The organism is Pseudonocardia sp. T1-2H, from assembly GCF_038039215.1.
In the GTDB taxonomy this organism is placed as follows: domain Bacteria; phylum Actinomycetota; class Actinomycetes; order Mycobacteriales; family Pseudonocardiaceae; genus Pseudonocardia.
Genome location: NZ_JBBPCL010000001.1, coordinates 164548 through 187261 on the forward strand (window position 1 = coordinate 164548; position 22714 = coordinate 187261).

20 protein-coding genes and 2 pseudogenes are annotated in these 22714 nt (G+C 73.3%); 14 read left to right on the forward strand and 8 right to left on the reverse strand.

Features of this window, described 5'->3' with window-relative positions; translation table 11 throughout:
- Positions 1-32: 32 nt before the first annotated feature.
- The 3 genes and pseudogenes from purB to WBK50_RS00900 all read left to right on the forward strand — a co-directional run bounded on the left by purB (position 33) and on the right by WBK50_RS00900 (position 3160).
- The gene (gene purB, locus WBK50_RS00890; RefSeq protein WP_341333781.1) at positions 33-1451 is read left to right on the forward strand and encodes an adenylosuccinate lyase; all 1419 of its coding nucleotides are present in this window, start codon (positions 33-35) and stop codon (positions 1449-1451) included.
- A pseudogene (locus WBK50_RS00895) lies at positions 1448-2283 on the forward strand (phosphoribosylaminoimidazolesuccinocarboxamide synthase). The gene purB and the pseudogene WBK50_RS00895 overlap by 4 nt, the downstream one beginning before the upstream one ends.
- A 112-nt stretch (positions 2284-2395) precedes the next feature.
- Positions 2396-3160, forward strand: coding sequence for a DUF2334 domain-containing protein (locus WBK50_RS00900; protein ID WP_341333782.1), 765 nt, complete (start codon positions 2396-2398; stop codon positions 3158-3160).
- Between the two features lie 85 nt (positions 3161-3245).
- Here the strand turns inward: WBK50_RS00900 and WBK50_RS00905 are convergent, their stop codons facing one another.
- The gene (locus tag WBK50_RS00905) at positions 3246-3899 is read right to left on the reverse strand and encodes an MBL fold metallo-hydrolase (protein WP_341333783.1); all 654 of its coding nucleotides are present in this window, start codon (positions 3897-3899) and stop codon (positions 3246-3248) included.
- Positions 3900-4133: 234 nt separating this feature from the next.
- On the opposite strand from WBK50_RS00905, the gene purS reads away from it, so the two are divergent.
- The 10 genes from purS (at position 4134) to purM (ending at position 16562) form a co-directional block, all read left to right on the forward strand.
- Positions 4134-4367, forward strand: coding sequence for a phosphoribosylformylglycinamidine synthase subunit PurS (gene purS / locus WBK50_RS00910; protein WP_297502596.1), 234 nt, complete (start codon positions 4134-4136; stop codon positions 4365-4367).
- A complete protein-coding gene (gene purQ, locus WBK50_RS00915) occupies positions 4364-5050 on the forward strand; it encodes a phosphoribosylformylglycinamidine synthase subunit PurQ (RefSeq protein WP_341333784.1) in 687 nt (228 codons plus the stop codon). The genes purS and purQ overlap by 4 nt, the downstream gene beginning before the upstream one ends.
- Positions 5051-5129: 79 nt before the next feature.
- Positions 5130-6326, forward strand: a complete 1197-nt coding sequence (locus WBK50_RS00920; RefSeq protein ID WP_341333785.1) for a PP2C family protein-serine/threonine phosphatase — start codon at positions 5130-5132, stop codon at positions 6324-6326.
- Positions 6323-7996 (forward strand): sensor histidine kinase, encoded by a 1674-nt coding sequence (locus tag WBK50_RS00925; RefSeq protein ID WP_341333786.1) that lies wholly within the window; start codon positions 6323-6325, stop codon positions 7994-7996. The genes WBK50_RS00920 and WBK50_RS00925 overlap by 4 nt, the downstream gene beginning before the upstream one ends.
- On the forward strand, positions 7993-8430 hold the full coding sequence (locus WBK50_RS00930) for a response regulator (RefSeq protein ID WP_341333787.1): 438 nt from the start codon (positions 7993-7995) through the stop codon (positions 8428-8430). Before WBK50_RS00925 ends, WBK50_RS00930 begins: the two co-directional genes overlap by 4 nt.
- A gap of 329 nt (positions 8431-8759) precedes the next feature.
- Positions 8760-11057, forward strand: a complete 2298-nt coding sequence (purL, locus tag WBK50_RS00935; RefSeq protein ID WP_341333788.1) for a phosphoribosylformylglycinamidine synthase subunit PurL — start codon at positions 8760-8762, stop codon at positions 11055-11057.
- On the forward strand, positions 11054-11398 hold the full coding sequence (locus tag WBK50_RS00940; RefSeq protein WP_341333789.1) for a sterol carrier family protein: 345 nt from the start codon (positions 11054-11056) through the stop codon (positions 11396-11398). The genes purL and WBK50_RS00940 overlap by 4 nt, the downstream gene beginning before the upstream one ends.
- A gap of 141 nt (positions 11399-11539) precedes the next feature.
- A complete protein-coding gene (locus WBK50_RS00945) occupies positions 11540-13753 on the forward strand; it encodes a putative bifunctional diguanylate cyclase/phosphodiesterase (RefSeq protein WP_341333790.1) in 2214 nt (737 codons plus the stop codon).
- A gap of 88 nt (positions 13754-13841) precedes the next feature.
- A complete protein-coding gene (gene purF, locus WBK50_RS00950; RefSeq protein ID WP_341339244.1) occupies positions 13842-15389 on the forward strand; it encodes an amidophosphoribosyltransferase in 1548 nt (515 codons plus the stop codon).
- 63 nt (positions 15390-15452) lie between these two features.
- The gene (purM, locus tag WBK50_RS00955) at positions 15453-16562 is read left to right on the forward strand and encodes a phosphoribosylformylglycinamidine cyclo-ligase (RefSeq protein WP_341333791.1); all 1110 of its coding nucleotides are present in this window, start codon (positions 15453-15455) and stop codon (positions 16560-16562) included.
- A gap of 10 nt (positions 16563-16572) precedes the next feature.
- Here the strand turns inward: purM and WBK50_RS00960 are convergent, their stop codons facing one another.
- The 4 genes from WBK50_RS00960 to WBK50_RS00975 form a co-directional block, all read right to left on the reverse strand.
- Entirely contained in the window at positions 16573-17250 is a 678-nt protein-coding gene (locus tag WBK50_RS00960; RefSeq protein ID WP_341333792.1) for an NUDIX hydrolase, read from the reverse strand.
- 106 nt (positions 17251-17356) lie between these two features.
- Positions 17357-17707: a GntR family transcriptional regulator gene (locus tag WBK50_RS00965; RefSeq protein WP_297496861.1), complete on the reverse strand. Its 351-nt coding sequence runs from the start codon at positions 17705-17707 to the stop codon at positions 17357-17359.
- 1 nt (position 17708) lies between these two features.
- Positions 17709-18647 (reverse strand): DUF1648 domain-containing protein, encoded by a 939-nt coding sequence (locus tag WBK50_RS00970; RefSeq protein ID WP_341333793.1) that lies wholly within the window; start codon positions 18645-18647, stop codon positions 17709-17711.
- Positions 18648-18756: 109 nt separating this feature from the next.
- A complete protein-coding gene (locus WBK50_RS00975) occupies positions 18757-18954 on the reverse strand; it encodes a DUF3073 domain-containing protein (protein ID WP_297496864.1) in 198 nt (65 codons plus the stop codon).
- A gap of 186 nt (positions 18955-19140) precedes the next feature.
- On the opposite strand from WBK50_RS00975, the gene WBK50_RS00980 reads away from it, so the two are divergent.
- Positions 19141-19974: a hypothetical protein gene (locus WBK50_RS00980; RefSeq protein WP_341333794.1), complete on the forward strand. Its 834-nt coding sequence runs from the start codon at positions 19141-19143 to the stop codon at positions 19972-19974.
- Between the two features lie 28 nt (positions 19975-20002).
- On the opposite strand, the gene WBK50_RS00985 is transcribed toward WBK50_RS00980, so the two are convergent.
- The 3 genes and pseudogenes from WBK50_RS00985 to WBK50_RS00995 all read right to left on the reverse strand — a co-directional run bounded on the left by WBK50_RS00985 (position 20003) and on the right by WBK50_RS00995 (position 22679).
- On the reverse strand, positions 20003-20962 hold the full coding sequence (locus WBK50_RS00985; RefSeq protein WP_341333795.1) for an IS481 family transposase: 960 nt from the start codon (positions 20960-20962) through the stop codon (positions 20003-20005).
- Positions 20963-21149: 187 nt separating this feature from the next.
- Positions 21150-22248: pseudogene (gene ygfZ, locus WBK50_RS00990) on the reverse strand (CAF17-like 4Fe-4S cluster assembly/insertion protein YgfZ).
- Positions 22245-22679, reverse strand: coding sequence for a Fur family transcriptional regulator (locus WBK50_RS00995; protein WP_341333796.1), 435 nt, complete (start codon positions 22677-22679; stop codon positions 22245-22247). The pseudogene ygfZ and the gene WBK50_RS00995 overlap by 4 nt, the downstream one beginning before the upstream one ends.
- Positions 22680-22714 lie beyond the last annotated feature (35 nt).

Below are 22714 nucleotides of genomic sequence, written 5' to 3' on the forward strand. Positions count from 1 at the left end.
CGGCCGCCGAGAAGGCCGTATCCTCATCTGACGTGATTCCCAATGTGCTGGCCGCCCGCTACGCGAGCCCGGAGCTCGTCACGATCTGGTCGCCCGAATACAAGATCGTCCTGGAGCGCCGGCTGTGGATCGCGGTCCTCCGCGCCCAGCGTGACCTCGGGGTCGACGTGCCCGAGCAGGCGATCGCGGACTACGAGCGGGTCGTCGACCAGGTGGACCTGGCGTCGATCGCCGAGCGCGAGCGAGTCACCCGGCACGACGTGAAGGCGCGGATCGAGGAGTTCAACGCCCTCGCCGGCCACGAGCACGTGCACAAGGGCCTCACCAGCCGGGACCTCACCGAGAACGTCGAGCAGCTGCAGATCCGGCTGTCGCTGGAGCTGGTCCGGGACCGGACGGTCGCGATCCTCGGCCGGCTCGCGCGCCGGGCGGGGGAGTACGCCGAGCTGGTGATGGCCGGGCGCAGCCACAACGTCGCCGCGCAGGCCACCACGCTCGGCAAGCGTTTCGCCTCGGCCGCGGACGAGCTGCTCGTCGCGTACGCCCGGCTCGAGGACCTGCGCGGCCGCTACCCGCTGCGCGGGATCAAGGGCCCGGTCGGCACCGCCCAGGACATGCTCGACCTGCTCGACGGCGACGCGGCCAAGCTCGCGCAGCTGGAGGAGCGGGTCGCCGCGCACCTCGGCTTCGCGGGCGTCTTCACCAGCGTCGGCCAGGTCTACCCGCGCTCCCTGGACCACGACGTCCTGTCCGCGCTGGTCCAGCTGGGCGCGGCGCCGTCGTCGCTGGCCACGACCATCCGGCTGATGGCCGGCGCCGAACTCGCCACCGAGGGCTTCAAGCCCGGCCAGGTCGGTTCCAGCGCCATGCCGCACAAGATGAACACCCGCTCGGCGGAGCGGATCAACGGCCTGATGGTGGTGCTGCGCGGCAACGCCTCGATGGCCGCCGAGCTCGCCGGCGCCCAGTGGAACGAGGGCGACGTGTTCTGCTCCGTGGTCCGCCGGGTCGCGCTGCCGGACGCGTTCTTCGCCCTCGACGGGCTGTTCGAGACCACCCTGACGGTGCTCGACGAGTTCGGCGCCTACCCCGCGGTGATCGGGAGGGAGCTGGACCGCTACCTGCCGTTCCTCGCCACGACGAAGGTGCTGATGGCCGCCGTCCGCGCCGGGGTGGGCCGGGAGACCGCGCACGAGGTGATCAAGGAGCACGCCGTCGGCGTCGCGCTGGCCATGCGGGAGAAGGGGCAGAGCGAGAACGACCTGCTCGCCCGCCTGCAGAACGACGAGCGCCTGGGCCTGCCCGCGGGCCTGCTGGACGGCCTGCTGAAGGACCCGCTGTCCTTCACCGGCGCCGCGACGTCCCAGGTCGCCGCGATCGTCGCCGAGGTCGGCGCGATCACCGGCGCCCACCCCGAGGCCGCCGCCTACGCCCCCGGAGCCATCCTGTGAAGCTGTTGCACTCCGGCAAGGTCCGGGACATCTACTCCGACCGCGGGGACATCCTGCTGGTCGCCTCGGACCGGCTCTCGGTCTACGACGTCGTCCTGCCCACGCCGGTCCCGGACAAGGGCAGGATCCTCACCGCGCTGTCGCTGTGGTGGTTCGAGCGGGTCGCGGACCTGGTGCCGCACCACGTGCTCTCCGCGACGGACGTGCCGGAGGAGTTCGCCGGGCGGGCGATCCGGTGTCGGACGCTGGAGATGCTGCCCGTCGAGTGCGTGGCCCGCGGGTACCTGACCGGGTCCGGGCTGAAGGACTACCAGCGCACCGGCGCGGTCTCCGGGGTCGCGTTGCCGCCCGGGCTCGTCGAGGGCTCGCGGCTCCCGGAACCGATCTTCACCCCGACTCCAAGGCGCCGCTCGGCGAGCACGACGAGGCCATCACCTTCGACGACGTCGTGGCGCTCGTCGGGGCGGAGACCGCCGCCCGCCTGCGCGACCTCACCCTGGACGTCTACCGGCTGGGCGCCGGGACCGCGGAGAAGAACGGGATCCTCGTCGCGGACACCAAGCTCGAGTTCGGGACCGACCCGTCGACCGGTGAGATCGTGCTCGGCGACGAGGTGCTGACCCCGGACTCCTCGCGGTTCTGGCCGGCGGACCAGTGGGAGCCGGGTCGCCAGCAGTACTCGTTCGACAAGCAGTACGCGCGCGAGTGGTCGCTCTCCACGGGCTGGGACAAGACCGAGCCCGGGCCGGAGGTGCCGGCCGACGTCGTCGACGCCGTCCGGGCCCGCTACGTCGAGGTCTACGAGCGCATCACCGGACAGGCCTGGAGCTAGGGGTCCGTCCTGCGGATCTCCGGCCCGGCACGGATCCGCAGGACGGACCCTCGACGCCCTGCGGGAACGCCGCGCTCACGCGGCGTTCATGTCGGTGGTGCGTAATGAGCACATGACCGCTGAACTGGTCGTGTCGCTGTCCGGGCTCACCGACGCGCCGGCGGGCGCGATCGAGCGCGCCCGCGTGCTCGTCGAGGAGCTGGAGCGCCGGGGCGTGCCCGTCACCCATCTCGTCCGGCCCCGTGCGGAGAGCGGCTCGCTGAGCGGCGACGACGCACTCGTCCGCTGGATCGCCGCGCGCCGGATCGCCGGGGACGCGCTGGCCCTGCACGGCTACGACCACGACCCGGACCCGACCCGGCAGGGCGCCCGGATCGGGCGCCGCGCGGAGTTCGCCATGCTCCCCCGGCACGAGGCGGGCCTGCGGCTCGTCGCCGCGCGCCGGGCCCTCACCATGGCCGGGCTGGGCACGGACGTCTTCGTCCCGCCCCGCTGGCTGGCCTCCCCGGGCACCCTGGAGGCGGTGCGCGAGCAGGGCTTCGCGGTCTGTGCCGACGAGAACGGCGTGCACCTCTTCGGCGAGCCCTCCGCGAGGCTGATCCGCTCCCGGGCACTCGGTTTCCGGCTCACCGGGGAGCGTCGCCCGGCCGCGGACGACCGGCGCCGCGCCGAGACGTGGCGGCGCCGCCTGCTGCAGGCCGAGGCCCGGCGCATCGCGCACCGTGGCGGGGTCGTCCGGATCGGCATGCGGGCCAAGGACCTGCGCAAGCCGGGCCGGGTACGGGCGCTGCTGGACTCGGTGGACGACGTCCTGGCCGCGGGCGCGGTCCCGACGACGTACGAGGGACTGGCCGCCGCGGCACGCCGGGCGGCGTGATGTGGATCCGACGCGAGACGGCGACTCGCGTCACCGGAAGTGCCGGCTCGCGGGGTGGCCGCGTGGACGGCCCGGCCCGGGAGGCTCAGAGGGCGCTCGCGGTCTCCCGCTCCAGCACTTTCACCGTCGTGCCCTTCGGCGCGAGGTTCGTGAACAGGCCGTAGTGCATCCCCGGGTCGGCCAGCACCGCCTCGTGGATCGGCACGGCGGTCCGGGGCGTCATCGCCCGCAGGTAGTCGACGGCCTCGGCCACCTTGAGCCACGGCGCACCGGTGGGCAGCAGCAGCGTCTCGACGGGGTCGAGGCCCTCCGGGAGCGGGACGTACGCGTCGCCGGGGTGCAGCAGCGTGCCCGGGGCGTCGACGTCCCCGACGAGGTAGCCGTTGTTGGCGATCATCGGGATGTCCGGGTGGATCACCGCGTGGTCCCCGTCGCCGATCACGTCGACGCGGGCGCCGGCGATCTCCAGCGAGTCCCCGGGTGCGACGACCTCGTGGTCCACGGCCTCCAGCTGCCCGGCGGTGCCGGGGTCCACGATCACCCGGGCGTCCGGATTCGCCCGCAGCAGGTCCGGCAGCCGGTCCGGCTCCAGGTGGTCGAAGTGCTGGTGGGTGATCAGGACGGCGTCCAGGCCGGTCAGCGACTCGAAGCCGGTGGAGAACGCGCCCGGGTCGATCAGCAGGCGCGCGGTCCCGGTGTCGATCAGGACGCAGGCGTGGCCGAAGTGGGTGAGCTGCACCCGTCCACTCTGCACCGGTTCTGAGGCGGTGGCGAGCGGGCTCGCCTCCTCCTCTCCGGTGAGTCCGGCGCGGCGTTCGGACCCAGCCCGGCGTCGTCGTGGCCCCGGCGCAGCGCCGCCCCGGCGATCGCCCGCGAGCAGAAGACCGTCCCACCGAGCAGCGGTAACCGCATGTCAGCAGGCTCACCCGGCCACCCACCGAGAGCACTGCGCGTTCACCGTAGGCTTGACACCGTGGCGAGAGTCGTGGTGGACGTGATGCCGAAGCCGGAGATCCTGGACGTCCAGGGCCAGGCGGTCTCCCGGGCGCTGACCCGCATCGGGGTCGCCGGGGTGGCCGACGTGCGGCAGGGCAAGCACTTCGAGCTCGAGGTCGACGACTCGGTCGACGACGAGACCCTGCACCGCATCGCCGGTGACCTGCTGGCGAACCCGGTGATCGAGGACTGGAAGGTGACGAGGGTATGAGCGCCGCGCGGATCGGGGTCATCACCTTCCCCGGCACCCTGGACGACGTCGACGCCGCCCGCGCGGTCCGCCGCGCCGGCGCCGAGCCCGTCGCGCTCTGGCATTCCGACCGGGACCTGCAGGGTGTGGACGCCGTCGTCGTCCCGGGCGGGTTCTCCTACGGGGACTACCTGCGCGCCGGGGCGATCGCCAGCCTCGCGCCGATCATGACCGAGGTCGTGTCCGGCGCCGCCGGGGGCCTGCCCGTGCTCGGCATCTGCAACGGCTTCCAGATCCTCTGCGAGGCAGGCCTGCTGCCGGGCGCCCTCGCCCGCAACGCGGGGCTGCACTTCGTGTGTCGGGACCAGCGGCTGCGCGTCGAGAACGCCGGCACCGCCTGGACCTCGGCGTTCACCGATGGCGAGGAGATCGTCGTCCCGGTCAAGAACGCCGAGGGCCGCTACGTCGCGGACGGGGAGACGCTCACCCGGCTCGAGGACGAGGGCCGGGTCGCGTTCAGGTACGTCGGCGGGAACCCGAACGGCGCGATGGCGGACATCGCCGGCATCTCTTCGGAGAACGGCCGGGTCGTCGGGCTCATGCCCCACCCGGAGCACGCCATCGACACCCTCACCGGGCCGTCGGAGCAGGGGCTGGGCCTGTTCACCTCACTGCTCAGGACACTGACGGGTGCCGCGGTCTAGTCTGCGCATCCGTCCCTCCGAGGTGCCGGTGGCGCGGCCCGCCGCGGCGGCCCCGATCGCTCCCCACGAGAGGTTGTCCGTGTCCCGACCCCTCCCCGGCGAACCCGGCCACCGGGTCCTGCTCGTCGAGGACGACCCGGGGGACGTGTTCCTGGTCCGGGAGCTGCTCGCCGAGGTCGACCCGAGCGTGCGGGTGACGGTCGCGGACTCCGTCCGTGCGGTCGTCGAGGGAGACCTGCTCGCCGAGACGGACTGCGTGCTGCTGGACCTCAACCTGCCCGGCACCAGCGGCCTCGACGGGCTGCGGCAGATCCTGCGGACGGCCCCCGGCATGGCGGTCTGCGTCCTCACCGGTCTGGACGACGAGCACCTCGGTATCGAGTCCGTCGGGGTCGGCGCGCAGGACTACCTGGTCAAGAACAAGGCGGACGGCGCGGTGCTGATCCGCGCGATCCGCTACGCCGTCGAGCGCCGCCGGGCCGAGGCCGGCCTGGTGCGCCTGCGCGAGGAGCAGCTCGCGGCCGCGGAGTCCGTCCGCCTCGAACGCGGCCTGCTGCCGTCGCCGCTGCTCGACGGCAGCAGCGTGGGCGCCCGGGCCTTCTACCGCTCCGGCCGCACCCGCTCCGTGCTCGGCGGGGACTTCTACGACGCGGTGCGCGGTCCGTCGGGCACCGTCCACGCCATCGTCGGGGACGTCTCGGGCCACGGGCCGGACGAGGCCGCCCTCGGCGCCCTGCTGCGCGTCTCCTGGCGTGCGCTGGTGCTGGCCGGGGTGGCCGAGCCGCAGCTGCTGCCCAAGCTGCAGGAGGTGTTCGTCAGCGAGCGGCACGACCGCACCCTGTTCACCACGGTCACCACGCTGGCGATCGAGCAGACCGAGGGCGGGCAGGCGCAGGCGCTGATCCGGGTGGCCGGACATCCGCCGCCGATCTCGCTGCGGCCGGGCGCGGTGCCGCTGCCGGTGTCGGTCGGGGTGCCGCTCGGGGTCGTGGCGGGCAGCGCGTGGGAGCCGAAGACCGTCGAGCTCGCGGAGGGCTGGGCGCTGCTCGTCTACACCGACGGGCTGATCGAGGGCCGTGGCACCGAGCCGGGCCAGCTGCTGTGGCAGGAGGGCCTGGTCGAGTTGCTGGAACAGGAACGGGACGTGCCGCTCGGGGACCTGCCGAGCCGGCTCGTCGAGCGCGCCCAGACGATCAACGGCGGGCCCCTGTCCGACGACGTCGCGATCCTGCTGCTCTCGGACGCGCGGACGCCGCGCGGCGTGGGGGTCGGGTGAGCGTGCCCGTGCCCGAACGCACCCGTCGGCCGCTGCGGCGCCAGCACCGCGTGGAGGAGGACGCCGCGGCGGCGAAGCACTGGCCGATCCGCCGCTGGTTCGCCCTCGGCGCGGGCACGGTCGTGGTGATCATGGTGCTCGCCGTCGTGTTCGGGACGATCGCCGTGCTGCGCATCAACGACGCCCGGGACCGGCTCTACGACCAGGTTGCCCCGGCGCTCACCGCCGGTCAGGACGTCAACTCGGCGCTGCTGGACCAGGAGACCGGCGTCCGGGGTTTCGCGATCGTGCCCACCCCGGACTTCCTGACGCCCTACGCGAACGGGGTGGAGGCGCAGAACCGGGCGTTCGCGCAGCTCTACGCCCTGCTGGGGCCGCAGGCCTCGCCGGCGTTCGGCTCGGCCGACGGGACCGTCCGTGCGGACGTGGACGAGCTGAGCCGGGCCACACAGGCGTGGCGGGAGCAGTACGCCGAGCCCTCGATCGCCGCCGTGCGGGCCGGTGGCGCCCCCGTGGATCCGCAGCGCGGCCGGGAGCTGTTCGAAGACGTCCGCACCGCGAGCAGCGGCCTCGTCACGGATCTCGTGCAGGTGCGGGCCGAGGCCCGTGGCCAGCTGGACCGCGCCATCCGGTTCCTCTCGGTCGTCGGCGTCGTGATCGCGGTGATCGCGGTGGGGTTCCTGGTCGTCGCGTCCCTCGCCGTGCGCGGGGCCGTCCTGCGGCCCATCTCGCGGCTCGCCGCGCAGACCCGCGCCGTGGTGGCCGGGAACGTCGGCGTGCAGGTGGTGCAGGCCGTCGGGCCGCGGGAGATCGTCGAGCTCGGACAGGACGTCGAGGCGATGCGCGCGCACATCCAGCGCGAGGTCGACGAGCTGCAGGACGCCAACCGCCGGCTCGACGAGCAGACCACCGAGCTCGAGCGGTCCAACCGCGATCTCGAGCAGTTCGCCTACGTCGCGAGCCACGACCTGCAGGAGCCGCTACGCAAGGTCTCGAGCTTCTGCCAGCTGCTGCAGCGCCGCTACGGCGGCCAGCTCGACGAGCGCGCGGACCAGTACATCGGCTTCGCCGTCGACGGCGCGCAGCGGATGCAGACCCTGATCAACGACCTGCTGACGTTCTCCCGGGTCGGGCGCACGACCGCGGGCTTCGTCGCGGTGCCGCTCACCAGGGCGGCGCAGGCCGCCGCCGGTCAGCTCGGGGCGGCGCGCGAGGACGTCGACGGCGAGGTGATCGTCCCGGACGACCTGCCGACCGTGCACGGCGACCCGGGACTGCTGCAGCAGCTGCTGTTCAACCTGATCGGCAACGCGCTGAAGTTCCACCGCGAGGGCGTCCCGCCCGTCGTCCGGGTCGAGGGGGGCCTCAACGACGCCGGGGACTGGGAGATCGCCGTGCGGGACAACGGCATCGGCATCGAGCCGGAGTTCGCGGACAAGATCTTCGTGATCTTCCAGCGGCTGCACGGCCGGGACGTGTATGCCGGTACCGGCATCGGCCTGGCGCTCGCGAAGAAGATCGCCGAGTTCCACGGCGGCCGGATCTGGGTGGACACCGACCCCCGGCCGGAGCCGGGCACGGTCGTGCGGTTCACACTGCCCGTTGCGGCCCAGACACCCGCGGGGCGTGCCGCGCCCGCACCCTCGGCAGAGAAGGAACCGGCTCAGTGACCGACGACCCCCGGATCATCAACGTGCTGCTCGTCGAGGACGACCCGGGCGACGTGCTCATGACGCGCGAGGCGTTCGAGGAGTACCTGCACAACCGGCTCGACGTCGTCACCGACGGCTCCGAGGCGCTGGCCTACCTGCGCAACGAGGGCCAGTACGCGGACGCCCCGCGCCCGGACCTGATCCTGCTCGACCTCAACCTGCCCCGCCGGGACGGCCGCGAGGTCCTCGCCGAGGTCAAGGGCGACCCCGGCCTGCAGCACATCCCGGTCATCGTGCTCACCACCTCGCAGGCCGAGGAGGACGTGCTGAAGAGCTACCAGCTGCACGCGAACGCCTACGTCACCAAGCCGGTGGACTTCGAGGGCTTCATCGAGGCGATCAAGCACATCGACCACTTCTTCGTGAGCGTCGTCAAGCTGCCGAACTCCTGAGCGGGTGACGGTCACGACATCGCGGGCGGGAGCCGGGCCGGTCGTCGTCGCGGCGGACGGGCATGTTCTGGTCGGGGAGGCGCTCGCCGACGGCGTGCTCCGCGTCGGCCCCGCAGGCGGACGCCCGCCGGAGCACCCCTCGCGACCAGCAGGAACATCCCGGCCGGTGCCCACTGCGGGAGGCCCTCTCCGGCCCTCGGTCCCGAGGATGTGCCGAGGGGCGGCAGGCGCTCGTGAACACCGCGCCGCCCGATCGGAGCGGTGGCGGTCGATCCCGGTGACGCAGGTGGCGGCCGGAGCACTCCCGCGCGACGTTTAGGCTGGTTGTCGTGACTGAGCTCGCCGCACCGATCGTCACCGACACCGTGGCCCACGCGGCCGCCACCCCGGACCACCCCCAGCCCTACCGGGAACTGGGTCTGAAGGACGACGAGTACGCCCGCATCCGGGAGATCCTGGGCCGCCGGCCGACGGACGCCGAGCTGGCGATGTACTCGGTGATGTGGAGCGAGCACTGCTCCTACAAGTCCTCCAAGGTGCACCTCGGGTACTTCGGGGAGACCACCACGGCGGAGATGAAGGAGAAGATGCTCGCGGGCATCGGCGAGAACGCCGGCGTCGTCGAGATCGGGGACGGCTGGGCCGTCACCTTCAAGGTCGAGTCGCACAACCACCCGTCCTACGTCGAGCCCTACCAGGGCGCCGCGACGGGCGTCGGCGGCATCGTCCGGGACATCATGGCCATGGGGGCCCGCCCGATCGCCGTCGCGGACCCGCTGCGCTTCGGCCCCGCGGACGCGCCGGACACCGCGCGCGTGCTGCCGGGCGTGGTCGCGGGCGTCGGCGGCTACGGAAACTGCCTGGGCCTGCCGAACGTGGGCGGCGAGGTCGTCTTCGACGCCTCCTATGCCGGGAACCCGCTGGTCAACGCCATGTGCGTCGGCGCGATGCGCACCGAGGACCTGCACCTGGCGTTCGCCTCCGGCACCGGGAACAAGATCATCCTGTTCGGGGCCCGGACCGGCCTGGACGGCATCGGCGGCGTCTCCGTCCTGGCCAGCGACACCTTCGCGGGCGAGGAGGGCGGCGGCGGGCACAAGAAGCTGCCGTCGGTGCAGGTCGGGGACCCGTTCACCGAGAAGGTGCTCATCGAGTGCTGCCTCGAGCTGTTCCACGCGGGCCTGGTGGTCGGCATCCAGGACCTCGGCGGCGCCGGGCTGTCCTGCGCCACGAGCGAGCTGGCCAGCGCGGGTTCCGGCGGCATGCACGTGAACCTGGACGCCGTCCCGCTGCGCGCCACCGGCATGACGCCCGCCGAGATCCTGTCCAGCGAGTCGCAGGAGCGCATGTGCGCGGTCGTGCGGCCCGAGGACGTGGACGCGTTCATGGCCGTCTGCGCCAAGTGGGACACCATCGCCACCGTGATCGGCGAGGTCACGGACGGCGACCACCTCGTCATCGACTTCCACGGCCAGACGGTGGTCGACGTCCCGCCGCGCACCGTCGCGCACGACGGCCCGGTCTACCACCGCCCGGTGCAGCGCGGTGAGGGGCAGGACGCGCTGGTGGCGAACACCGCGGACTCCCTGCCGCGCCCGGCGTCGCCGTCGGAGCTGCGGGCGGAGATCCTGCGGATGGCCGCCTCGCCGAACCTGTGCAGCCGCGCGTGGGTCACCGACCAGTACGACCGCTACGTCCGCGGCAACACCGCCTCGGCCCAGCCGGCGGACGCCGGCGTCGTCCGGATCGACGAGGAGTCCGGCCGCGGCATCGCCGTCGCCACGGACTGCAACGCCCGCTTCACCGCGCTGGACCCGTACACCGGCGCGCAGCTGGCGCTGGCCGAGGCCTACCGGAACGTCGCGACCTCGGGAGCGGTGCCCACGGCCGTCACGAACTGCCTGAACTTCGGCTCGCCGGAGGACCCGCACGTGATGTGGCAGTTCAGCCAGGCCGTCCGCGGCCTCGCCGACGGCTGCGCCCAGCTCGGCATCCCCGTCACCGGCGGGAACGTCAGCTTCTACAACCAGACCGGCACCCAGGCGATCCTGCCCACCCCGGTGATCGGCATCCTCGGCGTCCTGGACGACGTCGCGACGCGCGTCCCGTCCGGTTTCCGGAACACCGGCGACGTCGTCGTGCTGCTCGGCCGGACCCTTGCCGAGCTCGACGGCAGCGAGTGGGCCCACGTCGCGCACGGCCACCTCGGCGGGCGCCCGCCGGCGGTGGACCTGGAGCACGAGCGCCGGCTCGCCGCGCTGCTCGCCGCGGCCGCCACGGACCGCCTGCTCACCGGCAGCCACGACCTCTCCGAGGGCGGCCTCGCGCAGGCGCTGGTGGAGGCCTCGCTCGTCGGCGGCCGGGGCGCGGAGGTGTCGCTGCCCACGCCGGGTGTCGTGGACCCGTTCGTCACGCTCTTCGCCGAGTCCGCCGGACGGGTGCTGGTCACCGTCGCGCCGGAGCAGGCGGAGGAGCTGCTGGCCCGAGCCGCCGCGGCGAACCTGCCGGCCCAGCGGCTCGGCACCGTCGGGGGAGACGTCCTGGCGATCGAGGGCGTCCCGGCCCTCCCGCTCGACGAGCTGCGCACGGCCTGGGAGGGAACCCTGCCCGCGCTCTTCGGCGCGTGAGCTCCGAGCGGGACCTGCTCGACGCCTGGCTCGCCGGCGCCGGGCCGCAGCCGGACCGCGGGACGGTGAAGGCGGCCGTCAAGGAGTCGCTGCAGGAGCTGGCCGCCCGCGCGCCGGGGCACAGCGTCGAGGTGCGGATTCCCCCGTTCGGTGCAGTGCAGTGCATCGAGGGTCCGCGGCACACCCGCGGCACGCCGCCGAACGTCCTGGAGACCACCCCGCAGACCTGGCTCGCTCTCGTCGTCGGGGCGCTGACCTGGGACGACGCCCGCGCGGCCGGCAAGCTGAGCGTGTCCGGATCGCGGGCCGGAGAGGTCGCCGCGCTGCTGCCCCTCGGCTGACCGGCAGCGCGCCGGGTGATGGTCTTCGTCACCGATCGGATGATTGCGTTCCCCTGGTGGTGGCCAAACGCGGTCGGGGGGTCGAAAATTGCGCCGATCGTGCCCAGCAACGACCGATCGGGCGAGGGCGGAGGTGTCGTCGTGGTCGCAGCGCGCAGCCTGCCCGAATCCGGCGACCCGCTCCCTCTCGGCGGCATCCCGCTGCCCCGTACCGGTGCGCCGCTGGCGGTGACCCCGTCGGTGCCGTCGCCGTCCGCCCTGCGGGCCCTGGCCGGGCGCTGGCTCACGGTGCTGCCGGACGCCGGGGAGCCCGATGTCGACCGGCTGTCCGAGCTCCTCGCCCGGCTCGCCACGGCTCTGCGCGCCGAGCCGTTCTGGCCGCTCGCGGCCCGCAGCATCGGCGCCGAGCTGCTGACCTCCGGGCTGTGCGGCGAACGGTCCGGGATGGCCGGGTCGGCGCCCGAGGACACGCTGCCCGGCACGCTGGGCCTGCTGCGGGATGCCGGTCCGGCGGTGTTCGGCATCCCCGGTCCCGAGAGCGAGCGGCGCCTCACCCTGGCCCTCGACGAGCTGTCCGCGGGCTTCTCCGGCGCGCTGCGGATGTGGACGCACCGCGCCCAGGAGGGCCTGCTGCTCGCCACGCTGCGCGCCCGCGAGGGGGTCGAGCGCGCGCTCGCCGCCAGCGAGACGCACTACCGGGCGATCTACACGCAGGGTCCGGTGGGGATCGCCGTCGGGGACCTCGACGGGATGATCGTCGACCTCAACCCGGCGGCCTGCCGGATGATCGGCCTCAGCGCGCCGCCCGAGCTCCCGCGCCCGGCCACGGACTACGTCCACCCGGACGACTTCGGTGCCTTCGTCTCGGCCTACCGCCGGCTCGGCTCGGGCGTCTCGGACACCGTCAGCCTGGACATCCGGGTCGTCGGGGTCGAGGGCGTGGTCGTGTGGGCCCACCTCACGGCGTCGCTGATCCGGGGCTCGCAGGGCCGGCCGAGCCACCTGATCGCCGTCATCGAGGACGTCTCCGAGCGCTACCGGCTGCGCTCCCGGCTGGTCCGTGCGTCGTCGGAGGACCGGCTGACCCGGCTGCCCAACCGCACGCTGATCGAGGAGTCGCTGCGCCAGGCGTTCGTGCCGGGTGCGGCCCGCCGGGTCGCGCTGTGCGCCCTGGACGTCGACGGGTTCACCCGGGTCAACGACGACCACGGCCACCGCGTCGGCGACGGGCTGCTGTCCGCCATCGCGGGCCGGCTGCGGATCGTCGCGGACCCGCATCTCGTCGCCCGCACCGGCGGGGACGAGTTCGCCGTGCTCGTCGTGGACCCGGACGGCGTGGCCGGGGTCGCGGCGCTCGCGGACCGCATCGTCGAGACGCTCGCCGCCCCGTTCGAGATCGGGGGCCGCAGCCTCGCGGTGACCGCCAGCGTCGGGGTCGCGGAGGACTCGACCACGCGGGTCTGCCCCGAGGAGCTGCTGCGGGCCGCGTCCGTGGCGCTGTCCTGGGCGAAGGGCCGTGGCGGGGGCACCCGCGTGGTCTTCGACCCGGAGCGGGACGCGGGGGAGTCCGCCCGCTCCGAGCTGCTCAACGGGCTGGTGGACGCGATCGGCCACGGCGAGTTCCGGCTCGCCTACCAGCCGCTGGTGCACCTGACGGAGCGCGACGTCCGCGGGGTCGAGGCGCTGGTTCGCTGGCAGCACCCGAGCCAGGGGCTGATCGGCCCGGGGCGGTTCATCGAACTCGCCGAGCGCAGCGGGGCGATCGTCCCACTCGGCCGCTGGGTGTTGGGCGAGGCCTGCCGCGAGGCCGCCCGCTGGTACGCCGCGCTCGGCCCGCGGGCGCCCTACGTCAGCGTGAACGTCTCACCGCTGCAGCTGCCCGAGCCCGGCTGGGTCGACGAGGTCGCGCACGCGCTCGAGGCCACCGGCCTGCCGCCGGACCGGCTGCAGCTGGAGATCACCGAGCAGGCGGTGCTCGGCGACGAGCCGAGCACGATGGACGCCCTCGCCGAGCTGCGGGCCGCAGGCGTCCGGCTGGCCCTGGACGACTTCGGCACCGGGTACTCGAGCCTGGCCTGGCTGCGCCGGCTCCCGGTACACGCGCTCAAGATCGACGGCTCGTTCATCGACGGCCTCCGGCACGCCGACCCGGACCCCGTCGACCGGAGCATCGTGGCCTCGCTCATCCAGATGGCCCACGCGCTCGGGCTCGAGGTCACGGCCGAGTGGGTGGAGACCGCGGTGCAGGCGGAACGCCTCGCCGAGCTGGGCTGTGACCTCGGCCAGGGTCGCTGGTTCGGTGACGCCGGTCCCGCTCGGTTCGTTCCCGGCCTCGGGCCGCGTACCATCGAGTAGCCTGCGCTGTCGTCGTCTTCCTGAGGAGCGTGTGTTGAGTTCCCACCGGAACGCGCACCCGTCCGATCGTTCCCTCCCCCTCGTCGAGATCACCGAACCCCCGTCGGACGTCGAGGACTCCCCTCGCGAGGAGTGCGGCGTCTTCGGCGTCTGGGCCCCTGGTGAGGACGTCGCGAAACTGACCTACTACGGCCTCTACGCCCTGCAGCACCGCGGCCAGGAGGCGGCCGGCATCGCCGTCTCGGACGGCCGCCGGATGGTGGTGTTCAAGGACCTCGGGCTGGTCAGCCAGGTGTTCGACGAGCAGTCGCTGTCCTCGCTGCGCGGGCACCTGGCCGTCGGCCACTGCCGCTACTCCACCACCGGGTCCACCACGTGGGAGAACGCACAGCCGACGTTCCGGACCACGGGGTCGGGCAGCGGCATCGCGCTGGGCCACAACGGCAACCTGGTCAACACCGCCGAGCTGCGGGACGAGGTGTCGGCGCTGCGTGCGGTGAGCAAGGGCTCCCGCGTGCCGGCCACCACGGACTCGGACCTGGTCTGCGAGCTGCTCGCCGCCACGTCGACCGACCTCGGCGTCACCGAGGCCGCGCTGCAGCTGCTGCCGCGGCTGCGCGGCGCCTTCTCCCTCGCCTTCGCGGACGAGACCACGCTCTACGCCGCCCGCGACCCCCACGGCGTCCGCCCGCTGGTCCTCGGCCGCCTGGAGCGGGGCTGGGTGGTCGCCAGCGAGACCGCGGCGCTGGACATCGTCGGCGCGTCGATGGTCCGGGAGGTCGAGCCGGGCGAGCTGCTCGCGATCGACGAGGACGGCCTGCGCAGCTACCGTTTCGCCGCCCCGGAGCCCAAGGGCTGCGTCTTCGAGTACGTCTACCTGGCTCGCCCGGACACCACGATCTCCGGCCGCTCGGTGCACGCCGCGCGCGTCGACATCGGCCGCCGCCTCGCCGAGGAGTACCCGGTCGAGGCGGACCTGGTGATCCCGGTCCCGGAGTCCGGCACGCCCGCGGCCATCGGTTACGCGCAGGGTTCCGGTATCCCCTACGGCCAGGGCCTGGTGAAGAACCAGTACGTCGGCCGCACGTTCATCCAGCCGAGCCAGACGATCCGCCAGCTCGGCATCCGGCTGAAGCTGAACCCGCTGCGGGACGTCATCCGGGGCAAGCGCCTGGTGGTCGTCGACGACTCGATCGTCCGCGGCAACACCCAGCGCGCGCTCGTCCGGATGCTGCGCGAGGCCGGGGCCCTCGAGGTGCACGTCCGGATCGCGTCGCCGCCCGTGCGCTGGCCCTGCTTCTACGGCATCGACTTCGCCACCCGCGCGGAGCTCGTCGCCAGCGGGCTGGACACCGAAGGGGTCCGCCGCTCGATCGGCGCGGACAGCCTCGGCTACGTCTCGGTGGACAACATGGTCGCCGCCAGCGAGCAGCCCCGCAGCCGGCTGTGCTGCGCCTGCTTCACCGGCGAGTACCCGATCCCGCTGCCGGAGGAGGCCCGCCTCGGCAAGCACCTGCTGGAGGACCTCACCGCCGTCGGCGAACAGCCTGCACTGGACAAATCGGGAGCCGCATCGGGCGATGCCGGCCCCCTTTCGGTCGGCTACGGTGCTGCCGAGGCACTGAGCCGACCCTGAGTCCGGCCGAGCCCGGCCGCCTCGAACTCGATCACGAGAAACGCACCAGGAGCGAACCCCGTCATGCCCTCGACCGTGCCCGACAACTCCGCCCGCGCCAGCTACGCCTCAGCGGGCGTGGACATCGAGGCGGGTGAGGAGGCCGTCGAGGCGTTCCGGCCGTACGCGGCGAAGGCGACCCGCTCCGAGGTGATGGGCGGGATCGGCGGGTTCGCCGGGCTGTTCGCGCCGAAGTTCGGCAAGTACAGCGAGCCGGTGCTCGCCGCGTCCACGGACGGGGTCGGTACCAAGGTCGCGATCGCGCAGGCGATGGACAAGCACGACACCATCGGCCTGGACCTGGTCGCGATGGTCGTCGACGACCTGGTGGTCTGCGGCGCCGAGCCGCTGTTCCTGCAGGACTACATCGCCGTCGGCAAGCTCGTCCCGGAGCAGGTCGCGACGATCGTCAAGGGCATCGCCGAGGGCTGCCAGCAGGCCGGCTGCGCGCTGCTCGGCGGCGAGACGGCCGAGCACCCGGGCCTGATGGAGGCCGGCGGGTACGACCTGTCGGCCACCGGCGTCGGGATCGTCGACGCCGAGGCCATGCTGCGGCCCGAGCGGGTCCGCCCCGGGGACGTGCTGATCGCCATGGCGGCCTCCGGGCTGCACTCCAACGGCTACTCGCTCGCCCGGCACGTGCTGCTGGACATCGCCCGCATGCCGCTCGACGGGCACGTCGAGGAGTTCGGGCACACCCTCGGCGAGGAGCTGCTCACCCCCACCCGGATCTACGCGCGGGACTGCCTGGCATTGGCCGCCGAGACCGGGGTGCGCACGTTCGCCCACATCACCGGGGGCGGGCTCGCCCGGAACCTGGAGCGGGTGCTGCCGGAGGGCCTGATCGCCGTCGCCGAGCGGGGGAGCTGGACGCCGGACCCGGTGTTCAAGCTCATCGCCGCCCGTGGGCGGGTCGAGCGGGCCGAGATGGAGAAGACGTTCAACATGGGCGTCGGCATGGTCGCGGTGCTCCCGCCGGACGACGTCGACCGCGCGCTCGCCGTGCTCACCGCCCGGCACGTTCCCTCCTGGGTGCTCGGTGAGGTGCAGCGGGGCTCCGAGGCGGACCAGGACCCGGAGCACACGGGTGTGGGCTCTCGGGTCCACCTGCGGGGGGACCACCCCCGCTTCTGAGCGTGAGGCGCTACCGGCGGGCGGGCTCGCGGAGCATCGGCGGGTAGAGGCTCACCGCGTCCCCGCGCCGGAAGAGCTGCGGCGGCCGGCCCCGGCCGCCGGTGACCAGGGTGCGCGTCGGGACCAGGAAGCCGTCCGTCGAGGTGACCTTCCGCTGGAAGTTCCGCGGATCGATCTCGGTGCGCCACACCGCCTCGTAGACCTTCCGCAGGTCCGTGACCGTGAACTCCGGCGGACAGAACGACGCCGCCAGGGTCGTGTACTCGAGCTTCGCCCGGGCCCGCTCGACGCCTTCGGCGACGATCCGGTCGTGGTCGAAGGCCAGCCCTGTGGCCTCGGTGACCGGATGCCAGGCGGCCACCCGGTCGTCGGCGGGCTCGGGGTCGGCGAGGTCCGGCAGCAGCGCGAGGTACCCGACGCTCAGCACCCGCCCGCGCGGGTCCCGGCTCGGGCCCGCGAACCCGGCGAGCTGCTCGAGATGACCCGCCGGCTCCTGACCGACGAGCGCGACGAGTTCGCGGGCGGCGGTGTCCGGGAGGTCCTCCTGCGGCCCGACGAACCCGCCGGGGAGCGCCCAGCTGCCCTCGAACGGCTTCTCGGCCCGCTTGATCAGTAGGACGGCGAGCTGGTCCGCGCGGACCGTCAGGACCACCAGGTCGACGGCCACCGCGAACAGATTTCCGCGCACGCTGTCGTCACACCCCCGGGAACTCGGCAGTAATCGTCACCTTGACATTACCGCTCCGTCGATCATCGAGGGGGCCACATCGGACGCTCGGCGGGGGACGGTCGGCTCAGAGCGCCGTGCGGAGCAGGGCGACGAGCTCCTCGTCGTCGAGGTCGTGGCGGCGGGCCTCCTCGACCAGTCGTCGCGCCAGATCGAGCACCGCGGCCCGGCCCGGGGACGCGCCCTCGCGGACGATCGCCCCGCGGCCGCGGCGCAGCTCGATCAGCCCCTCGTCCCGGAGCTGCTGGTAGCCGGCCAGCACGGTGTGGATGCTGACGTCCAGGGACGCTGCCAGTTCGCGCGCGCCGGGCAGCCGCTCGTTCGGCGCCACGCTCCCGTCCGCGATCGCCCGGCGCACGGAGGCGGCGATCTGCTCGCCCAGCGGCGTGCTGCGCGCGGGGTCGACCCGGATCAGCACGTCAGGACTCCGTGCGCTCGAGGAGGCCGGTGAGCAGCCGGGCGCCGGTCTCCGCGTCGTCGACGGTCACGGTGAAGGTGCGCCCGGACGCGCGGGTGACGATCAGGGCCTCGCCGGAGCGGAGGATCACGCCGCTGCCACCCGGGACGATCCGGTAGCCGTACCCGCCGAACCGGCCGAGGGCCGAGACGTCCCCGGCGACGGCGGACCCGACGTCCGCGAGCGGGACGTGCCACCGCGGAAGGCCCAGCGGGCCGACGGCGACCGTGAGCCCGCGGCCGTCGACGGTGGTCCGGGCGGAGGAGAAGACCAGCGACAGGAGGCCGGCGGCCGCCACGACCACGCCGGGGAAGGTCTGAACGACCAGGGCGACCACGACCCCGGCGAGCACCAGGGACGTACCGATCGCCTGCATCGGGGCGGACGTGACGCTCCGGCTCCACGCCACCCGCTCGTCCGGCGCGAGATCCAGGCTGCCGCCCCGGGTCACCGGCGCCTCCGCGAGGACCCCGGCCGGTGCCACCCGTGCACCGAGCACGCCCGCGGCGACCGCCATCACGAGCGCGAGCAGCAGGGGGAGCGGGGAGAGCCGGACGGTGGAGGCGTCGACGGCGTCGACGTTCGCCAGCACCACGACCAGCGCCGTGGCCCCGGCCAGGACGGAGGCCGCCCAGCTCACGCCGAGGAGGAACCGGGTGGTGCGGGCCGCGGAGATCGTGCCGAAAACGGCGGCGAGGAGCACCGCGAGGCCCAGGGACGACCACAGCAGAGCCGCCACCGAGGAGAAGCCGTCGGCCGTACCGTCCGCACCGAAGTGGGTGGCCGACGGTTCAGGTAGCCGATCCGACCACGCGAGCATCAGGGTGATCGCCGGAAGTGCCGCCACCAGGGGTGGCAGCGACCCGAAGGCGATGCGGCGGGTCAGCGAGGTCGACGACATGAAGGATCCTCCCACTTGTTATGGAACAACCATAACAAGTGGGAGGCTCCACCGTCGAGCTGTGACCCAGAGCGTGATGAACGCGCACCTCGTCACGGAGGTGCGTGCGTCAGCGTCGGTCGGAGTCCTCGTCGTCCGAGTAACGCGAGTAGCGCTCGGCGTACTCGTCGTACTCCTCGTCGCTTTCGGTTACCGCCGTCCCACTACCGATCTCTTTCTGCAAAGCATCGAGATCCATCGTGGGGGAGCTGTACTTGAGCTCGCGGGCCACCTTCGTCTGCTTGGCCTTGGCTCGTCCGCGCCCCATGGCTGGTCCCCCTTACAACAGGGAAGGGGCGGCCGGGATATCTCGGCGGCCCCATTCATGTCATCAATGTCCTGCAACCACCGTACCTGGTCGACGGGCGGGAGTGCGACGTGGCATCCCCGGTGTGACGGTGCTCCCTCCTCGCCCCCGTCGGGAGCCCGGCGCCGTAGGGGATCATCTCTGCCCATGCCCGCGCCGTTCCTCTCGTATCTGCGGGTCTACGAACCGCTGCGCGTGTTCGAGGGCCCCTCGGGCTCCGCCGTGCGCGCGGGACTGGCCCGCGGCGCCGTGCCGCCGGAGCGCCTGGGTCGCCGGGAACGTGAGCTGTGCCTGCGCGCGACGGTGCACGGCCGGCTGCTGCCGGGATCCCGCGAGGAACGGCCGGTCGACGTCCTGGTGCTGGGCGGGGAGGGCGGGGACCCGATGGTCTGCCCGCTGCAGACCCGGCCCAGGGCCGGTGCGGCGCTGCTGGCCTTCCTCGCGGACGAGGGTCCGGCATTGCGCCGGGCAGTGCTGGCCGGAGCGGGGTCGGAGTCCGCGGTGAGACGCCTGGCCGAGAGCGCGGTGATGGAGCTCGGGGACTCCGCGGCGCACGTCGTCACCGCGAGCTGGACGGTGCCGCTGCCCTGGTTCGCCCTGGTCGACGCGGACGAGCGGCAGGTCCAGCTCGGCGGCCCGCGCCGGGTGTGGTGGCGGATCCCGCTCGCGAAGGCCATCGGCCGGGCCGCGCAGGCGGAGCGGATCACCCGGGAGGCACTCGGCGACGCCGGACCGGCGGAGGTGCTGGCCGAGACCCGGTCCTGGCTCGAGCGCTTCGACCGCGGCTCGATGGTCGAGCTGGACTACGGCGGCCTCGTCGAGCTGCTCGACGACGACGCGGTCCGCGCGGACGACTCCGCGGCCCAGGTGCAGCGTGCGCTGCGTCTGCTGCGCGTCGGGGACGCGGAGGGGGCCGGTGCCTGTTACGAGGGCCTGCGGGAGTTCTGGGGCCGCGTGGCGGCGCACCAGCGGGACGGCTAGGTGTAGTGACCCGAGACCTTGTTGACGGTCACGCGGCGAGTCGGGTGATCGGGGGCCGGCCGCCGATGGCGGAGTGGGCGCGTCGAGTGTTGTAGTGATCGACCCAGCTGTCGAGGGCGGCGAGTCGATCGGTGTTGGACAGCCAGGGGCGGGCGTAGGCGAACTCGCTGAGCAGGGTCCGGTTGAACCGCTCAGCCTTCCCGTTCGTCCAGGGGCAGCCGGGCTTGGTGAACCGGCGCCGCAGTCCCGCAGCGACGCAGACGGCCTGCCAGAGGGATCCGCGTCGGTAGACCAGGGCGTTGTCAGTGAGGATCCGCAGCACCCGCACTCCTCGGGAACGGAACGAGGCCACGGCCCGGTGCAGGAACCCTGCGCAGGTGGCGTCGCGTTCATCGGGCAACGCTTCGACGTAGGCCAGCCGGGTGTGGTCGTCCACGGCGACGTGGAGGTAGTCGAAGCCGATCCGGACTGGCTTGTGCCGGTGGGCGATGGTGGCGTCGCGGCCGAGGAGCCGCCAGCCACCGCCGTCGGGTACCCGCCCGAGCTTCTTCACGTCGATGTGTAGGAGGTCTCCGGGTGCGCGGCGTTCGTAGCGGATCCCGGAGTGGCGGCGTACCGGTTCTCCGGTGGTCGGGTCGATCGCCGCCAGCGGGGCAACGTCGTGACGACGCAGCACCCGCCCGACGGTGGACGCCACCAGTTGCAGCTGCCCGGCCAGATAGACCGGGCCGCGACGCTGGGAGTCGCGAAGCGCCAGGATCTGGGCCTCCACGAGCGCGGGAGTGCGGGTCGGGCTGGTGCGCGGGCGTGAGGAGCGGTCTTCCAGGCCGCCCCAACCTTCTTCGCGGAACCGGCGGATCCACTTGTGCACGGTGGCCCGGGAGATCCCGAGTTGCTCGGCGATCCGCGCAGCCGGCCAACCGGCTCGCCAACGTTCGATGATGAGCCTGCGCCCGTGGACAGTGGTGCGGGCGTTACGGTGCGACACGGAAGGCCTCCGGGTTCGAGCAGGTGCGTCAGACACACCCACTCCGCCGGAGGCCTTCCCCTCGATCAAGCCAACACGCCGTCAACCACCGTCAACAACGTGATGGGTCGCTACAGCTAGGAGGTGCTGAACGACGACGCCGCGCAGCAGGGCGGGTTGGTTGTCCAGCGCCCTCCCGGGCCGTTCGTCAGCCGCGCAGGCCGCCGCGGATCTGGGCGGCGCGCCCGGGCGGCGGGGCCGTCTCGTCCGGGACGTAGGAGTCCGGGTCGATCGCGGCGGGCGCGGCCCGCTCGTCGACACCGGCGATCAGCTCCGCGTCCTGCGGCACCGAGCGCTTGACCAGGGCCAGCGCCACCGCCCCACTTTCGTGGTGCAGTGTGACCGTTCCCACGCGGCCGACCGTCTTGCCGTCGCGGGTCACGGGATCGCCGGTCACCGGCAGTTCCTCGTCGCCCGCGTCGAGGTGCAGCAGGACGAGCCGGCGCGGCGGCCGGCCCAGGTTCGCGACCCGGGCGACCGTCTCCTGGCCGCGGTAGCAACCCTTCGTCAGGTGCACGGCCGAGCCGATCCAGCCGACCTCGTGCGGGATCGTCCGCTCGTCGGTGTCCACGGCCAGCCGCGGTCGCAGGGCCTCGACCCGGAACGCCTCGAACGCCATCGTCCCGGCGGCGCGGGCGCCGGCCGCGGTGAGCCGCTCGAACCAGGCCTGCTTCTCGGCGCGGGGGACCAGGAGGTCCGCGGCGTCCTGACCGGGCCACGGCATCCGCCGGACGATCCCGGCCTCGCCGAGGGCGACGCTCGCGTAGGCGCCGTCGGGCACCGGTGCGCCGGCCGCGGCGAGCACGGCGGGCGTGTCCGGGCCGACGACGGAGAGCACCGCCAGCTCGTCGCTCGCGTCCCGTGGCTCGACCTTCGACCAGAACCGCATCTTCTCGAGGTAGTCGAGCAGCGGGAAGCTCGCCGGGCTCGGTGTCCAGCCAGACCGTGTCCCCGACGTGCGAGAGCACGGCGTGGTGCAGCACCCGGCCGTTGACGTCCAGGACGAGCGTCTCGCTGCCGGCGTTCGCCGGCAGCTCGCTGACGTGCTGGGTGAGGATCAGGTGCAGCCAGCTCAGCCGGTCCTCGCCGGGTACGGCGATCACGCCGCGGTGGCTCCGGTCGACGACGGCGGCGGAGCGCGCCATGGCCCGCTGCTCGGCGAACGGGTCCCCGCGGTGGGCGGGCACCGCGTCGTCGGGCCCCGCCGCGCCGGGGGTCTCGGGGTCGGTGTAGCCGGGGACGGTCACGCGTTCTCCTCTACGTCGTCGGCCTCGAGGCAGTTCCGGCAGCGGCCCGAGAGGGCGACGTGTGTCACGTCGAGCTCGAAGCCGGACGAGGTCTGCAGCTGCTCGGCGAGCTGCTCCATCAGGTCTGTCGGCGCCTCGGTGACCGCGCCGCAGCGGTGGCACACGAGGTGGACGTGCTGGTGCTCGCGCTCCGAGTAGTTGGGCGCGCCGTGCCCGAGATGGGTGTGCCGCACCAGCCCGAGCTCCTCGAGCAGGTCGAGGGTCCGGTAGACCGTCGTGATGTTGACGGCGGGCGCCGCGGCCTGCACCTTCGTGCAGATCTGCTCGGGCGTCGCATGCCCGAGCTCGCGCACCGCGTCGAGCACCAGCTGTCGCTGCGGGGTCATCCGCAGCCCTCGCTTGTGCAGGGTGCTCTTCAGCGACGTGTCCACAGGGCCGATGGTAGGCGTGTACGGCGGACGACGTC

What these genes read in the sequence shown, in the direction of transcription:
- WBK50_RS00900 (WP_341333782.1), top strand. Translation starts at nt 2,396, where the DNA reads ATGACCGCTGAACTGGTCGTGTCGCTGTCCGGGCTCACCGACGCGCCG.
- purQ (WP_341333784.1), top strand. Translation starts at nt 4,364, where the DNA reads ATGAGCGCCGCGCGGATCGGGGTCATCACCTTCCCCGGCACCCTGGAC.
- purM (WP_341333791.1), top strand. Translation starts at nt 15,453, where the DNA reads ATGCCCTCGACCGTGCCCGACAACTCCGCCCGCGCCAGCTACGCCTCA.
- WBK50_RS00970 (WP_341333793.1), bottom strand. Translation starts at nt 18,647, where the DNA reads ATGTCGTCGACCTCGCTGACCCGCCGCATCGCCTTCGGGTCGCTGCCA.
- WBK50_RS00975 (WP_297496864.1), bottom strand. Translation starts at nt 18,954, where the DNA reads ATGGGGCGCGGACGAGCCAAGGCCAAGCAGACGAAGGTGGCCCGCGAG.
- WBK50_RS00980 (WP_341333794.1), top strand. Translation starts at nt 19,141, where the DNA reads ATGCCCGCGCCGTTCCTCTCGTATCTGCGGGTCTACGAACCGCTGCGC.